This window comes from Massilia sp. Root351 (assembly GCF_001425045.1).
In the GTDB taxonomy this organism is placed as follows: Bacteria; Pseudomonadota; Gammaproteobacteria; order Burkholderiales; family Burkholderiaceae_D; genus Rugamonas.
Window position 1 is genome coordinate 814,071 of record NZ_LMDJ01000012.1, and the last position, 14,886, is coordinate 828,956.

12 protein-coding genes and 1 pseudogene are annotated in these 14,886 nt (G+C 65.3%); 5 read left to right on the forward strand and 8 right to left on the reverse strand.

The genetic code is table 11. The features are described 5' to 3' along the window. Positions 1-66: 66 nt before the first annotated feature. The 3 genes from ASD15_RS16650 to ASD15_RS16660 all read right to left on the reverse strand — a co-directional run bounded on the left by ASD15_RS16650 (position 67) and on the right by ASD15_RS16660 (position 4,098). Positions 67-1,365 (reverse strand): right-handed parallel beta-helix repeat-containing protein, encoded by a 1,299-nt coding sequence (locus tag ASD15_RS16650; RefSeq protein ID WP_057156040.1) that lies wholly within the window; start codon positions 1,363-1,365, stop codon positions 67-69. A gap of 124 nt (positions 1,366-1,489) precedes the next feature. Beyond that, a complete protein-coding gene (locus ASD15_RS16655; protein WP_057156041.1) occupies positions 1,490-2,812 on the reverse strand; it encodes a homoserine dehydrogenase in 1,323 nt (440 codons plus the stop codon). A 53-nt stretch (positions 2,813-2,865) separates the two neighbouring features. Beyond that, on the reverse strand, positions 2,866-4,098 hold the full coding sequence (locus tag ASD15_RS16660) for a pyridoxal phosphate-dependent aminotransferase (protein ID WP_057156042.1): 1,233 nt from the start codon (positions 4,096-4,098) through the stop codon (positions 2,866-2,868). A gap of 200 nt (positions 4,099-4,298) precedes the next feature. On the opposite strand from ASD15_RS16660, the gene ASD15_RS16665 reads away from it, so the two are divergent. The 3 genes from ASD15_RS16665 (at position 4,299) to ASD15_RS16675 (ending at position 7,321) form a co-directional block, all read left to right on the forward strand. Then, positions 4,299-4,676, forward strand: a complete 378-nt coding sequence (locus ASD15_RS16665; protein WP_057156043.1) for an Mth938-like domain-containing protein — start codon at positions 4,299-4,301, stop codon at positions 4,674-4,676. A gap of 117 nt (positions 4,677-4,793) precedes the next feature. After that, positions 4,794-5,258, forward strand: coding sequence for a peroxiredoxin (locus ASD15_RS16670; RefSeq protein ID WP_082551877.1), 465 nt, complete (start codon positions 4,794-4,796; stop codon positions 5,256-5,258). A 221-nt stretch (positions 5,259-5,479) separates the two neighbouring features. Continuing rightward, positions 5,480-7,321 carry a PhoH family protein gene (locus ASD15_RS16675; RefSeq protein ID WP_057156045.1) on the forward strand — a complete coding sequence of 614 codons (1,842 nt, stop codon included), beginning with the start codon at positions 5,480-5,482 and terminating at the stop codon, positions 7,319-7,321. Between the two features lie 57 nt (positions 7,322-7,378). On the opposite strand, the gene ASD15_RS16680 is transcribed toward ASD15_RS16675, so the two are convergent. Beyond that, positions 7,379-8,143 carry a DUF4349 domain-containing protein gene (locus tag ASD15_RS16680; protein ID WP_057156046.1) on the reverse strand — a complete coding sequence of 255 codons (765 nt, stop codon included), beginning with the start codon at positions 8,141-8,143 and terminating at the stop codon, positions 7,379-7,381. Positions 8,144-8,250: 107 nt separating this feature from the next. Between ASD15_RS16680 and ASD15_RS16685 the strand changes: the two genes are divergently transcribed. Continuing rightward, a complete protein-coding gene (locus ASD15_RS16685; protein WP_057156047.1) occupies positions 8,251-8,451 on the forward strand; it encodes a heavy-metal-associated domain-containing protein in 201 nt (66 codons plus the stop codon). A 3-nt stretch (positions 8,452-8,454) separates the two neighbouring features. Here the strand turns inward: ASD15_RS16685 and ASD15_RS16690 are convergent. After that, positions 8,455-9,161: pseudogene (locus ASD15_RS16690) on the reverse strand (glutathione S-transferase). A gap of 100 nt (positions 9,162-9,261) precedes the next feature. On the opposite strand from ASD15_RS16690, the gene ASD15_RS16695 reads away from it, so the two are divergent. After that, positions 9,262-10,023, forward strand: coding sequence for a sulfite exporter TauE/SafE family protein (locus tag ASD15_RS16695; RefSeq protein WP_057156131.1), 762 nt, complete (start codon positions 9,262-9,264; stop codon positions 10,021-10,023). On the opposite strand, the gene cueR is transcribed toward ASD15_RS16695, so the two are convergent. The 3 genes from cueR to ASD15_RS33220 form a co-directional block, all read right to left on the reverse strand. Beyond that, positions 10,013-10,399, reverse strand: coding sequence for a Cu(I)-responsive transcriptional regulator (cueR, locus tag ASD15_RS16700; RefSeq protein ID WP_057156048.1), 387 nt, complete (start codon positions 10,397-10,399; stop codon positions 10,013-10,015). The genes ASD15_RS16695 and cueR overlap by 11 nt on opposite strands. Positions 10,400-10,413: 14 nt before the next feature. Next, positions 10,414-11,265 (reverse strand): FecR domain-containing protein, encoded by an 852-nt coding sequence (locus ASD15_RS16705; protein ID WP_057156049.1) that lies wholly within the window; start codon positions 11,263-11,265, stop codon positions 10,414-10,416. Beyond that, positions 11,234-14,886, reverse strand: a 3,653-nt coding sequence (locus tag ASD15_RS33220) for a filamentous hemagglutinin N-terminal domain-containing protein (protein WP_057156050.1), incomplete at its 5' end; no start/stop codon positions are given. The genes ASD15_RS33220 and ASD15_RS16705, both read right to left, overlap by 32 nt.

Sequence of the window (14,886 nt, forward strand, 5' to 3'; positions counted from 1 at the left end):
CAGTTGATGTTGTAGTACCTACCCAGAGTAAGACCTTTTCGCCGGGCCGCGTTTCGCGCAGCCCGGCTATTTTTTTGCCTGTGCGCGCGGCTCGAACGCGCCCAGGCCCGGCGCGGCGCCACTGAACGGCAGCCCGACGTCCACGCCTTGGGCTGTCAGCGCGCTGCCGGCGCGCGGCCGGTAGTTGGGCAGGACGGGCAGGCTGCCGTCTGCCTGGCGCGGGGCATCCCAGCCTGCGGCGGAGACGCTGTCGAAGTCGGTATCGCGCAGGGTGAGCGGCAGGGTCCAACTGTTGTGGGCCTGGTCGGCGCCGGCGGCATTGCGCACGGTGCGGCCGATGTTGTTGCGCAGCAGGCCGAAACTGGCGGGCGCGCCGTCCGGGGCGATGCCGCGCATGTCGTAGTCGGCGCCGTTGCCGAAGGCGGTGTTGTTGAAGAACTCGAGCGCCAGCGGGTGGTGGTTGGCGTAGAAGCCTGCGGCCTTGTTGTTGAAGGCAACCGAGAAGCGCACGGTGTGCTTGACGCCGTTGGCCGCGTACACGCCGCCGTAGCCGCCGGCCTTGATGCCGTTGCCGTTGCCTGCCGCCAGCGGTGTGGCGGTGCCGGGCAGGTAGCCGTGCTGCCAGGCCCACGAATACTCTATCGTCACCGGGGAATAGGCTTTGATGAGGTCGAAGCCGTCGTCGGTGTTGGCCCACGCGCGGCAGCCGCGGAACACGTTGCCGGGCTGGTTGGCCTTGATGTGGGCGCCGAAACCGTCGGCACTCTGCCCTGCGCCGTTGGACGTGTAGGGGTCGTAGTTGTGGTGCGAGTCGCTGTTCAGCACGAGGTTGTGGCTGCCGTCGGCGATGAATACGCCGGGGCCCATGTTGTGGTGGGCGTCGAGCTGTTCGAACACGTTGTGGCTGCCCTTGATCCACAGGCCCCAGGATTCGTGGTTCAGGCGGTTTTCCGGCTGCTGCGGCGCGCCGGTGATTTCCAGGCCTTTCAGGTGCAGCCAGCTGGCCGAGACGTTGATGCCTTTCACGCGGCAGTCGTCCTTCATGGCGGAAAAGTCGAACACCGGCGTTTCGCCGGGGTAGGCCCAGTAGCGGATGGGGGCGCCTTCGCTGCCGCTTTTATTGAGCGTGACGGCGTCCACCACGGCGGTGCGGCTGGCGCACGCTGTGGTGGCGGCGCTATAGGCGTAGCGGCCGCCGCGCAGGTAAACGGTGTCGCCGGGCGCGGCGGCGCCCTGGGCGCGGGCGATGGAGCGCCAGGGGGCGTCCTGCGCGCCGCTGGCGGCGTCGTTGCCGGCGGGAGAAACGTACCAGGTGGCGGCGCTGGCGTGGCCGGCGGCCAGTAGCAGCAAGATCAGTGGCTTCAAGGCGGGCTCCGGTGAGAGCGCCAAGGTTAGCACCTGGCGCCGGCGGCGGATGATCGAGTTGCTGATTATTGCGGGCGAAAAAAAGGCGAGCCCAGGCTCGCCTCTGATCTCAAGCGACAGCGGCTCAGCTCAGGTTTTCCAGGCGGATCTTGGTCACGTTGCCCACCACGGTGGACAGCCCTTCCATCTTGGCGATGGCGGCGTTGACGTTCTTCTCCTGGGTCTGGTGGGTCAGGATGATGATATCGGTGCGGGTCTCGTTGTCGCCAGGTTCCTTCTGCATCATGGCGTCGATCGAGATGGCGCCATCGGCCAGGATGCGGGTCAGGTCGGCCAGCACGCCCGGCTGGTCCACCACGTGCAGGCGCAGATAGTAGCTGGTGGTGATCTCGGACATCGGCAGGATCTGGATGTCGGTCATGGCGTTCGGCTGGAACGCCAGGTGCGGCACGCGGTGCTCCGGGTCGGCCGTGGCCAGGCGGGTGATGTCGACCAGGTCGGCAATCACGGCCGAGGCGGTCGGTTCGGCGCCTGCGCCCTTGCCGTAGTACAGCGTGGCGCCCACCGCGTCGCCCTGCACCAGCACCGCGTTCATGGCGCCTTCCACGTTGGCGATCAGGCGCTTGGCCGGGATCAGCGTCGGGTGCACGCGCAGCTCGATGCCTTCCACGCCGTTGACCTTGGCGCGCTTGGCGATGCCCAGCAGCTTGATGCGGTAGCCCAACTGCTCGGCGTACTTGATGTCCACCGCCGCCAGCTTGGAAATGCCTTCCACGTGCGCCTTGTCGAACTGCACCGGGATGCCGAAGGCAATGGCCGACATGATGGTGGCCTTGTGCGCCGCGTCCACGCCTTCGATGTCGAAGGTGGGGTCGGCTTCGGCGTAGCCCAGTTCCTGCGCCTGTTTCAGCACGGTAGCGAAGTCCAGGCCCTTGTCGCGCATCTCGGACAGGATGAAGTTGGTGGTGCCGTTGATGATGCCGGCAAACCAGTCGATGCGGTTGGCGGTCAGGCCTTCGCGCAGCGCCTTGATGATGGGGATGCCCCCGGCCACGGCCGCTTCGAACGCCACCATCACGCCCTTTTCCTGGGCCGCGGCGAAGATTTCATTGCCATGCACGGCCAGCAGCGCCTTGTTGGCGGTGACCACGTGCTTGCCGTTGGCGATGGCTTGCAGCACCAGCGCCTTGGCTTCGTCGTAGCCGCCGATCAGCTCGACGACGATATCGATTTCCGGATCGTTGACGATGTCGAACGGGCTGGCGACCACTTTCACTTTGCCGCCAGTGCGCTGCTTGGCGCGTTCCAGGTTGCGGGCCGAGACGGCCACCACTTCAATGCCGCGCCCGGCGCGGCGGCGAATCTCTTCCTGGTTGCGTTCCAGTACGTTGAACGTGCCGGAGCCGACATTGCCGACACCTAACAGGCCTACTTTGATGGGTTTCATAATGGTGAGTTCCTTGCAGCACGGCCGGCGGCGCCGGCCCGGCGCTGTGATTATCAGATGGGGCTGCCGTGGCGCTTGCGATAGCCTTCCATGAAGCGCGCGATACGTCCGAACGCTTCCGTCATGTCGTCGGTGTTCGGCAGGAACACGACGCGGAAGTGGTCGGGCGCAATCCAGTTGAATCCGGTGCCCTGGACTATCAGTACTTTGGTTTCTGCCAGCAAGTCGTAGGCGAATTGCTGGTCGTCCGCGATCGGATAGATCTTCGGATCAAGACGCGGGAACATGTACAGCGCGGCTTTCGGCTTGACGCAAGTGACGCCCGGAATGTCGGTCAGCAGCTTGTAAGCCAGATCGCGTTGCTTTAACAGGCGCCCGCCGGGGCCCACCAGGTCTTGTATGCTCTGGTAGCCGCCGAGCGCAGTCTGGATGGCAAACTGGCCCGGCGCGTTTGCGCACAAACGCATCGAGGCCAGCATGTTCAGGCCCTCGATGTAATCTTTTGCATGGCGTTTCTCGCCGGAGACCACCATCCAGCCGGCACGGTAGCCGCAGGCGCGGTAGTTCTTCGACAGGCCGTTGAAGGTGACCATCAGCACGTCGTCCGCCAGCGAGGCGATCGAGGTATGCTGCGCTTCGTCGTACAGCACCTTGTCGTAGATCTCGTCGGCGTAGATGATGAGCTGGTGCTGGCGCGCCAGTTCGATGATCTGCAGCAGGATCTCGTCCGGATACAGCGCGCCGGTCGGATTGTTCGGGTTGATGACCACGATGGCCTTGGTGTTGCTGGTGATCTTGCGGCGCATGTCCTCGATGTCGGGGAACCAGTCCTGCTGCTCGTCGCACACATAGTGCACCGGGGTGCCGCCGGACAGGCTCACGGCGGCGGTCCACAGCGGATAGTCGGGCGCCGGCACCAGCACTTCGTCGCCGGTGTTGAGCAGCGCGTTCATCGACATCACGATCAGTTCGGACGCGCCATTGCCCAGGTAGATATCGTCGATGCCCACGCCGGCGATATTCTTGCCCTGCGTGTAATGCATGACCGCCTTGCGCGGCGCGAACATGCCCTTGGAATCGGTGTAGCCGGCCGCGCCATGCAGGTTGACCATCATGTCGTGGACGATTTCGTCCGGCGGATCGAAGCCGAACACCGCCAGGTTGCCGATGTTGAGCTTGGTGATCTTGTGGCCTTCCTCTTCCATCTGCCGCGCCTTCTCCGGCACGGGACCGCGGATTTCATAGCAAACTTCGGCCAGCTTGTTCGACTTGTTAATCGGTCGCAAAATCTAATCCTATCGAGATAACGGGGCCCGTGGCGGGCGATGCGCGCAAATGGTGCATTGCGAAAATACCCATTCTGCCGAAACCGCTTGATTAAATCAACCTTCGCGGGCCGCAGATCAAGGGAAAACGTTACAATAACGGTCTGAATCGCGTGCCTTTACGCCACTTTACGTACAGATACTTACGCATAAACTTTATTATGAAGCTCCACCCCAACAGCACCCAGGCCTACCAGACCGTCACCGGCTACTTCGCCGGCGGCGTGGAAATCAACGCCCAGCCTTACGACTACAGCCTGATCGTGCTGCCGGAAACGCCGCCGCGCGCCTGGCCGGTGGCCGGTTTCGAGCAGCTGACGGTCGAGCATTTCGAGCAGCTGCTGGCCGACACGCCCGACGTGGTCATCCTCGGCACCGGCGAGCGCCAGCGCTTCGTGCATCCGAAGCTGAGCGCCCCGCTGGTGAACAAGCACATCGGCGTGGAGTGCATGGACACCAACGCCGCCTGCCGCACCTACAACATCCTGATGGCCGAAGGCCGCAAGGTGACGCTGGCACTGATCATCGAAAAGCAATAACAAATATCAGCCGAACAAGCTTGAATAACAGTACATCATCCCCATCTATGCGCCGCTGGGTACGCTGCCAGCGCCAACAATGCCCACGCACCAGCGCCACCGTCCAGGAGAGCACCTGTGGCTGATAGCCCATCCGTAGCAACCGTCGCCGACTTTTCCGCCGCCATGACCAGCGGCCAGACCTTCCAGTTGTCGGGCCGCCCGGCCAAGCACACCGTGCTATTCTTTTATCCGAAGGACAACACCCCTGGTTGCACGACGGAAAACATGGCCTTCCGCGACCTGCACGAGCAGTTTCTGGCGGCCGGCGCCGAAATCTACGGCATCAGCCGCGACTCGCTGAAGTCGCACGAGAACTTCAAAGCCAAGCTGGGCCTGCCCTTCGAGCTGATTTCCGACCCCGACGAAGCCGTGTGCCAGGCCTTCGGCGTCATGAAGATGAAGCAGATGTACGGCAAGACCGTGCGCGGCGTCGAGCGCAGCACGTTTGTCATTGACGGTAGCGGCCGATTGGTGAAAGAATGGAGAGGCGTGAAGGTTCCTGGTCACGTCGATGAAGTACTGGAATTTGTCAAATCATAGAACGTAATACCTCTGACGCACCTACATTCGATTTTGAGTCTGCAAAGTTCTCCCACCAACTGTACCAGGTGGCTGCGGCCACCAACCGGTACATTCAACGGGCGTTACCCGCCCGCGGCAGTTCTTATATTTCTTTTCGTCAGCATCCACCCCATGCGCCGCTCCCTGCGGGACGTGTGCTATGGGCGGACCCTTCCAGCATTTTTTAGATCGAGATCCTGATGCCACTGCCAAAACTGCCTACCAAGCCGGCAACCCTGTTGCTCGCGAAAGATTACCCGAAGGCCAGCGGCGTTCGTCCCCAGCCTTTGCCTGTTGTTGAACTGGCGCCTGCCGCGCCGAAAAAAGCTGTCAAGGCAGCGCCGGCGGCCAAGTCCGCCAAAGCCGTTGCCCCGGTCGCTGCGCCAGCCGCACCGATTTCCGTTGTCGCCGCACCGGCCGCCAAGGCCAAGACCGCCGCCGCGAAACCGGCGCCAAAGAAAGCCGCACTGCTGCAGGCCGCGCCTGCTCCCGCAGCGCCCGCAGCACCGTCGCCGAAGGCCAAGTCGCCGCGCGGCAAGTCCGCGCCGGTGCTGGTCGAAGCGCCGCATCCCGCCAAGCACAAGCCGGTGGAAGTGACCATCAAGTCCTCCACCAGCCGCCATGCCGACCAGGAAGGCAGCACCAAGCTGTTCGTGCTCGACACCAACGTATTGATGCACGACCCGTCGTCGCTGTTCCGCTTCGAGGAGCACGACGTCTACCTGCCGATGATGACGCTGGAAGAGCTGGACAATCACAAGAAAGGCATGACCGAAGTGGCGCGCAACGCGCGCCAAGTTTCGCGCACGCTGGACGCGCTGGTCGGCAGCACCGACGACGACGCCATCGAGAGCGGCATCCCGCTGTCCAAGCTGGGCAACAAGGACGCCAAGGGCCGTTTGTTCTTCCAGACCAAGCTGCAGATCGCCGAACTGCCGTCCAGCCTGCCGCAAGGCAAGGCCGACAACCAGATCCTGGGCGTGGTGCGTTCGCTGGAAGACGAGCAGCCGGGCCGCGCCGTGGTGCTGGTGTCGAAAGACATCAACATGCGCATCAAGGCGCGCGCGCTGGGCCTGCCGGCCGAAGACTACTTCAACGACCACGTGCTGGAAGACACCGACCTGCTGTACTCGGGCATCGTCCAGCTGCCGGACGACTTCTGGAACAAGCACGGCAAGGACATGGAGTCCTGGCAGGAGAACAAGAACGGCCAGAGCGCCACGTTCTACCGCGTCACCGGCCCGGTCATCCCGACCCTGCTGGTGAACCAGTTCGTGTTCCTCGAGCCGGCCAACGGCGAAGCGCCGTTCTACGGCCAGGTCAAGCAGATCAATGGCAAGACCGCCGTGCTGCAAACCCTGCGCGACTACAGCCACAACAAGAACAGCGTGTGGGGCGTGACCGCGCGCAACCGCGAGCAGAACTTCGCGCTGAACCTGCTGATGAACCCGGAGTGCGACTTCGTCACGCTGCTGGGCCAGGCCGGTACCGGCAAGACCCTGCTGGCCCTGGCGGCCGGCCTGGCGCAGGTGCTGGAGACCAAGCTGTACAACGAGATCATCGTCACCCGCGTCACCGTGCCGGTGGGCGAGGACATCGGTTTCCTGCCGGGCACCGAGGAAGAGAAGATGTCGCCATGGATGGGCGCCTTCGACGACAACCTGGAAGTGCTGAACAAGTCCGACAGCGATGGCGGCGAATGGGGCCGCGCGGCGACGCAGGACCTGATCCGTTCGCGCATCAAGATCAAGTCGCTCAACTTCATGCGCGGCCGCACCTTCGTCAACAAGTTCCTGATCATCGACGAGGCGCAGAACTTGACGCCGAAGCAGGTCAAGACCTTGGTGACGCGCGCCGGTCCCGGCACCAAGATCCTTTGCCTGGGCAACATCGCGCAGATCGACACGCCTTACCTGACCGAAGGTTCGAGCGGCCTGACCTACGTGGTGGACCGCTTCAAAGGCTGGTCGCACAGCGGCCACGTGACCCTGGCGCGCGGCGAACGCTCGCGCCTGGCCGACCACGCCAGCGACGTGCTGTAACAACATCGGCTTCAATGCCAAGCCAGCCCCGCCCGCCTCACCGCGTGCGGGGCTTTTTTACTTCCGCTTGAACTTTCGCCAGAGCCTGCGTCCGCCCAGCCAGGCCATGAACGCCGCCAGCAACCAGGGCAGCAGATACGCCAGGCCCGTGACGAGGCTCGATACGCCCTGCGACAAGTTCTGCGTGAATTCGGATAACGCGCTGCCGATCAGCGACCAGAACGACCTGTGGTGGTGTGCGTCGATCCGGACCGTCAGCAGATCCAGGTTCACGCGCTCCAGCAGGTGCGCATTCTGGCCCGTGGCCTGCTCCAGCTCGGACTGCACCGAGGCCAGTTCTTTGGACAGCTTCATCAGGGTATCGATGCTGTTGCCCGCCTTGTCCTCCAGGCCCTTCAGCTTGCGCTCGTAGTCCCGCAGCATGTCGAGCCGCTTGTTGCTGTCGATGATGGACTTGGCCAGGTCGTCGACATGGGTCTGCCGGCTCTGCACGCTGCCGCCGGCCGACGCCAGCGCCACCAGCCGGGCCACGCCGGCCGGCTTGGCGCGCAGCTTCACATGCGCGCTCGGATCGCGCCCCTGGCTGCTGCCGGACTCCAGCAAGGTGCAGTTGTTCTCGCGGTCCGCCTGGCAGGCGGCGACCAGCTTGTCCGCCAGCGGCCGTACCTGGGCCTCGTCGGTATCGATGGACACCGTGTGCTCGTAAGCGAGGAACTGCCCCCTGCCGCCCTCCTTCAGGGCGGCACCGCCCTGCGCGCCGGTCTCCACCGGGCCGCCGCACGCAGTCAGCGCCAGCAGGCCCATCCATAACCATCGTTTCATGCTGCTCCCGTTCAATGAATTGTGCTGTCAAAATAACACAGCTTTAGCGCTTGACCTTCCTACGATGGGAAGGAGTACAGTGATCACATCACAACAAGGAGGTCGATATGTATCAGCTGCAAGTGGAAGAAATGAGCTGCGGTCATTGCGTGGCGAGCGTGACCAAAGCGGTGAAGGCGGTCGACGCGCAGGCGAGCGTTGAGGTGGACCTGGCGTCCAGGCAGGTGAAGGTGCAGTCTGGCGCGGCGCTGGACGCGGTGAAGGCGGCCATCGCCGGCGCGGGCTTCCCGGTCAGCGCGGCGCAGTAATGCCTACTCGAGTTCAGGGTAACGGCGGAAGATGCCGTCCTCGTTGAAGGGTATGCGGCGTTTCGATGCCAGGTAGGCGGCAATATTGGGACGCTGGGCCACCATGGCGTGCAGGGCCAACAAGCCCGGCCAGCCGGGCTTCAGCCTCGCCATCGCCTTCGGGAAGGCATAGCGCAGGCCCTCGACCAGCTGGAACAGGGACAGGTCCACGTAGCTCAGGCGCTTGCCCACCATGTAGCGGCCGCCATTGTTCTGCAGGATTTGTTCGAAGTAGCCGAGGAACTTGGGAATGCGTTCGGCCGTAAAATCGGCCGCGCGCTTTTTCGCTTCCTTCTTCTGGTCTTCGTAATACAGATTGGTGGACACGGGGTGGTGCGTGTCGTGCGCTTCGTTGACGATGTCGGCGATGGTGAGCTGCAGCTGGTGCGCCCACAGCAACCCGCTTCGGCGCGTGGCGCCAGGCCGTGGCGGCGGCCCAGGTAAAGCAGGATATTGGCGGTCTGTCCGATGAGCAGTTCGCCCGCGCGCAGCACCGGCGGCGCAAATGCGGCGCGCTCTTCTTCGGCGGGATCGATGGATGCCTCGGTGGGCTTCATGCCGCCTTTGCCGCGCGCCACGTCCTTGTAGGCGGCGCCCGCCTCCTCCAGCGCCAGCCGCACAAATTCGCCACGGCCCTGGATGGTGGGCCAGTAATACAGTTCATAAACCATCGCCGCCTCCCCGCGCATTGCTGAAACGGCCATGATGCCCGAAACCGCGCCGGCCCGGCGCGGCCGAGCGGCGGCGGGTCGGCCCGGCTATAATCCCCGCATGTCTCCCGTCCCTCCCCTCGAACTCCACACCGTCCTCCTGATCGCAGCCGCCGGCCTGTTTGCCGGGGTGCAGAACGCCCTGGCAGGCGGCGGCTCCTTCATTACCTTCCCGGCCCTGCTGCTGGCCGGCCTGAACCCGGTGGCGGCCAACATGACCTCCACCCTCGCCATGTTCCCCAGCCAGACCACTTCCGCCATCGCCGGCCGCAAGCTGGTGGGCGGTGTGGGCGGGCTGACGTTCAAGCAGCTGTTCGCTATCAGCATAGTCGGCGGCGTGCTTGGCGCCATCCTGCTGATGGTAACGCCGCCGCTGTTCTTCTCCAAGCTGGTGCCGTGGCTGGTGCTGTTCGCCACCTCGGTGTTCGCCTGGGGCAGTTTCCGCAGCCAGCCGCTGCACGCCGTGAGCGGCATGCCCACCGGCGCGCTGGTGGCGGTGCAGAGCTGCATCGCCGTCTACGGTGGCTATTTCGGCGGCGGTATCGGCTTCCTGATGCTGGCCGCGCTCACCATTGCCGGCCAACAGATCCGCATGGCCACCGCCACCAAGAACATGCTGGCGATGGCCATGAATGCGTCCGCCGCGGCGATCTTCGCCTTCTCGGGCATGATCAGTTGGCCCGCCGCGCTGGCGCTGTGCGCGGGCGGCATTGTGGGCGGCCTGTGCGGTTCGTGGCTGATCCACCGCATGCCGGAAAAGCTGATGCGCGGCTTCGTGGTGGCGGTCGGCGCGGCGCTGACCGTGTGGATGTTTATTCGCTGAGCGTTTGCAGGATGGGGCAGTCGGGACGCTGGTCGCCGTGGCAGCACGATGCCAGCGTGGCCAGCGTGTCGCGCATTTCCGTCAGCTCGCGGATGCGCTGATTCAGTTCGTCCACGTGCGAGAGCGCGATCTTTTTCACGTCGGCGCTGGCGCGTCCGCTGTCCTGCCACAACGACAGCAACTCGCGGATCTGCTCCAGCGAGAAGCCCAGCTTGCGGGCGCGCTTGATAAAGCGCAGCGCATGCAAGTCCTTGTCGCCATAGATGCGGTATCCCGCCTCGCTGCGCCGACTTTCGCTGACCAGCCCTATGCTTTCATAGTAGCGGATCATCTTGGCGGTCACGCCCGATGCCTGCGCTGCCTGGCCGATATTCATGGCTTGCTCCGGGTTTAGCGGACTTCGCAGTCGACGGCGTTGGACTTGGGCTGCGAGCTGGTACCACTGACCGGCGGCGGAGCCGAGAATGCCGGGGGCGGCAAGAAGATGAGGCCCGGATTCTTCGGCACGATGACCGGCGCCATTATCGGGTTGGCCGTGTAGCCGAACTGGCCAGCCGAAAATTGCTGCGCTCCGCCCTTGTTGCTGACATTGATCAGGCCATCGATCACCTGCACGTACAGGCCGGGCGGCAAGACCGGCGCGCCGACCGGCGGCCGTGTCATCGACGGCGACGCCTGCGCCAGTTGCAGCGGCGCGATCGGCATCACGCTCTCGCCCAGCGCGGCGGTGCTGGCGTTGAGCCAGGCTTGCAGCGACGCCATGGCGCGTTGCTCTTCCTCCGGCACGAAGTCGGCGATGAAGGTGGTGCCGCGGATGCCGATGGTGGCGCTAGGCGTCTTCAGTTCAAATTTTTCCTTGTTGCGCTTGCCCAGCAGGCCGGTGACGGAACGCAGGCCGCCTTTCACCAGGCTGAAATTGGCGCTGTCCTGGTCCGGCTTGGCGTTGTCGAAGGCGTAGCTGTCTATCTTCATGGTCGTCGACGGCTTGAGGGTGATCTCGCTGTTGTCGATGAAGCGCACCAGCGCGTAGGTGTTCTTTTCCGTGACCAGCGTGTCGCCGCTCTCGACCTCGGACTTGAGCGACAGGATCTTGACCGCGCCGCTGGCCTTGCGCGCCATCAGCGGGCCGCTCAGCTGCACGACGGTGCCCGCAACTTGCGCCGCCAGGGCCAGGGTGCAACTGCACCACAGGACCAGCAGCAACAAGGCTTTAGTTGCAGTACATTTTTTTAGCTGGCTCATTTTTGATTCCCGATTGGTCGTTTGAGGCGAGTTCTTTGGTGTCCGATTTGCTGTCGGTCTGGTCGTCCGGCGTGGAGGATGTGCCGGCCGGACCGCCGGTTTCCGGGCGCGGCCTGCTGGCGCTGACGGTCTTGATGACTTCATTGGCCGCGATCTGGACTGGCTTCACCGGCTCGCTGGCGGTCGGCGGCGACAGGACCTGGCACAGCGCCGAATTCGGCGCTATGGTGCAGATGTCCGCGCTTGGCGGCGGCGTTACCACGGGCGGCGTGACCGGCGGCTCGACCGGCGGCGTCACGGGCGGCTCCACCGGTGGAGTTACCACCGGCGGCGTCACGGGCGGCGTAACCGGTGGCGTCACCGGCGGTTCCACCGGCGGCGTCACCGGCGGCGTCACCGGCGGAGTAACCGGTGGCGTCACCGGCGGCTCCACTGGCGGCGTCACCGGCGGCGTTACAGGAGGCGTTACCGGTGGCGTAACTGGCGGAGTCACAGGCGGCGTTACCGGTGGCGTGACCGGTGGGGTGACTGGCGGGGTAACGGGTGGCGTTACTGGCGGTGTGACCGGAGGTTCGACCGGCGGCGTGACCGGCGGAGTAACTGGTGGCGTTACTGGCGGCGTGACCGGAGGTTCAACCGGCGGCGTGACCGGCGGATTAACTGGTGGCGTGACCGGCGGCGTCACGGGCGTATTCTGGTTCGCTTGTGTGACCAGTTTGCCCGGCGCGGTCTGCACGGTGGCGCTGTTCAGCCCGACAATGGCGGCGCCGGCGGTGAGCGTAACGCTGCCGCTGCCGGAGCTGACCAAGGCGCTGCTGCCGAAGCTCAGCACGTCCGTGGCGGCGCCGCTCGAACCGGCCACCAGCGAAATATCGCCCGAGGCCGTGCGCACGGCGCCGTTAATGGTCAGCGGGCTATGCGCGGCCAAGGTCACCTTGCCAGTATCCGTGCTCACAGTGCCGCCTGCGTCCAGCAGGGTGGCACCCGTATTGTGCAGCGTGATGGAACCGCCATTGCCGCTTGCCAGCGTGAGATTCTTGATGGTCAGCTGGGCCGCCTGGGCCGATACCGGATTGGCAGCGTAGTTGACGTTGTTGATATCGATGGAATGGCTGCCGCTGGCGGCCGTGCTGCGCGCCGACAGTTGCGACACCACCGTCGACAGTGGGTTGTCCGCCGCGCCGATACTGCCGCTGGCCGTCATGTCCAGCGCGTTGGCGGTGAGCTTGCCGCCGCCATTGCTGATGGCGCCCGCTTTCAGCACCAGCGTGTCCGCAACCGAAAGAACATCGCTCGCCACCGACAAATCCTGCGCCGTATTCAGTTGCAAGACGCCGGCCTGGATGGCAGCCAACTCGGCAGCCGACAGCGCCAACGCGCCACCGCCGCTGTCATTGCTCCCGCCGCCGCCCAATTGGATGCCAACGGTATCGCTGTAGGCGGACAGGCTGGCCAGGCCGCTGGCGCTGATGGCGCCCGCCGTGACGCCCAGTTCCATATGGTCCGAACGCAGCAAGACGTTGTGCGCCGCCAGCTTGCCGCCGGCGCCGAACCCGATGCCCGCCGCGCCGCCGTAGGTGCCCAGCGACAGCGTACCGTTGGCGCTGCTGGCTTGCACCGTGCTATTGACACCGATGTCGCCCGCGCTTTCGATGAAGAGGTTGCGCACCGTCGCCAGTTCCAGCGCGTCGGCTACCACCACGCCGCCACCGGCGCCGCTGCTGCCGATGTTCACATTCAGGGCCGAGATGCGCGCCAGGTCCGCCGGGGCCAGCGTCAGTTTGCCCTCGTGCATGCTGTTCGACACCAGGATGGCGCGGTCCGCCGTGTACGGCACGAAGGACACCGTGGTGCCCTCGCCCGCGCCGCCGCCGTCCACTTTGCCCTGCAGGCTGACATTGTCCGCCATGAAGAAGAACAGCGGCGAGTAAGCCGCATCGGAGTCGCCAGTCAAGCTGCCGCCCTGGCCCACCGCGATGCCGCCGCCGGACTTGTTCACGCGCAGGTCGGCGTCGCCCAGGCCGACACGCACGGCCGCGTTCAAGGCCACGCTGGCGCCGCTCAGCACCAGGTTGCCGCCGTTGGTCGACAGCGCACCGTTCACGTTCACCGCGCCGTAACCGCTGGCGGTATCGCCCAGGTTGGCCTGCAGAATCACCGGACCGCCATTGGTGGTCAGCGCGGCGTTCACGTTGATATCGCCGCCCGCCTGCGCCGACAAGCCTACGCCTTGGGACAAGATGTTGACCGCGTCCACGAAGGTAATGTCGCGGCGTGCCTGCAGCGCCACGTGGGTGGTGGCACTATTGAGGGTCTCCGGGGCGATCGAGGTGATGCCGCCGGCCAGGCCCGCACCGAAATTGGCCACGTCGTCGCGCGTGGCGGTGCCGCCGGTGGCGACGGTGATGAATTCAGGGTCCAGCAGCCACAGGCCGGCTTTTCCGTCCTTCGCCTGCGCCCGCGTATCGACGCGCACGCCGTCCACGTCCAGCAAGTGGCCGGAGGTTTCCACCAGCCCGCCGTTGCCCCCCGCCAGGCCGCCGCGCGCCGACAGCCTGCCATGCGCGCGCGCCGCCTGATCGCCCCAGACGATGACCTTGCCGCCGTCGCCGGACGCGCTGGCGTCGGCCGCGACACTGGCGTTCTGGCTGACGAAGCTGAACTGCGCGTTCGGCACCGCCGCGTTGTTACCTTGGTAGCCGCCGCCGATCAACACCGTGCCGCCGCCGGCCGCGCCGCTGGCGTCCACCGCCGCGTCGCCGGTCAGGCCCACGCGCTCGCCCAGCAGCTGGATCTCGCCGCCCCGGCCCGCGCTGTTGACGCGAAGAAATAGCGAAGCAGCAGCGGAGAAACAGTCGCCGCCGATCAACACCGTGCCGCCGCCGGCCGCGCCGCTGGCGTCCACCGCCGCGTCGCCGGTCAGGCCCACGCGCTCGCCCAGCAGCTGGATCTCGCCGCCCCGGCCCGCGCTGTTGACGGCGCTGGTGTGGCTGCCCGCTTCCAGCAGCGTGGTGCCGCTGGCGCCGCTGGCTTTCAGCACGATCTTGCCGTTCGCSCCCAGCGCCGCGCTGTCGGCGTTGATGCGCCCGCGCTGGTTCACCAGCGCGCCGTAGATGCCGACCTTGCCGCCCGCCGCCAGCACCTGGCCCAGGTTCAGCGCCTGGTCCGCCGRCGCCGACAGCACCACGTGCACGTCCGGGTTGGCCGAATCGACCAGCTGCACGCTCTTGCCGGCCGCCAGYATGACCTCGCCCTGCGGCGMAGTGATCACGCCGCTGTTTTCCACGCTGGCGCCGATCAGGTAGACCTGGCCGCCGCCCGGGGTGCTGATGCTGCCCTGGTTGACAACCTTGCCCGCGCCCTCGCCGCTGAAGCKGTTCCTGCCGGMCAGGAAGTCGCTATTGCTGATGGCCAGGCTGGAGGCCACCAGGCCGTTCACGTCCACCCGCGCATCCTTGCCGAACAACACGCCGTTCGGGTTGATCAGGTAGACCTTGCCGTTCGACTGCAGCGCGCCGAGGATCTTGCTGGGGTCCTGGCCGACAATACGGTTCAGCACCTTGCTGTCGCCGCYCTGCTGGATGAAGCGGGTGATCTCGCCGGCGTTGATAGAAAAGCTCC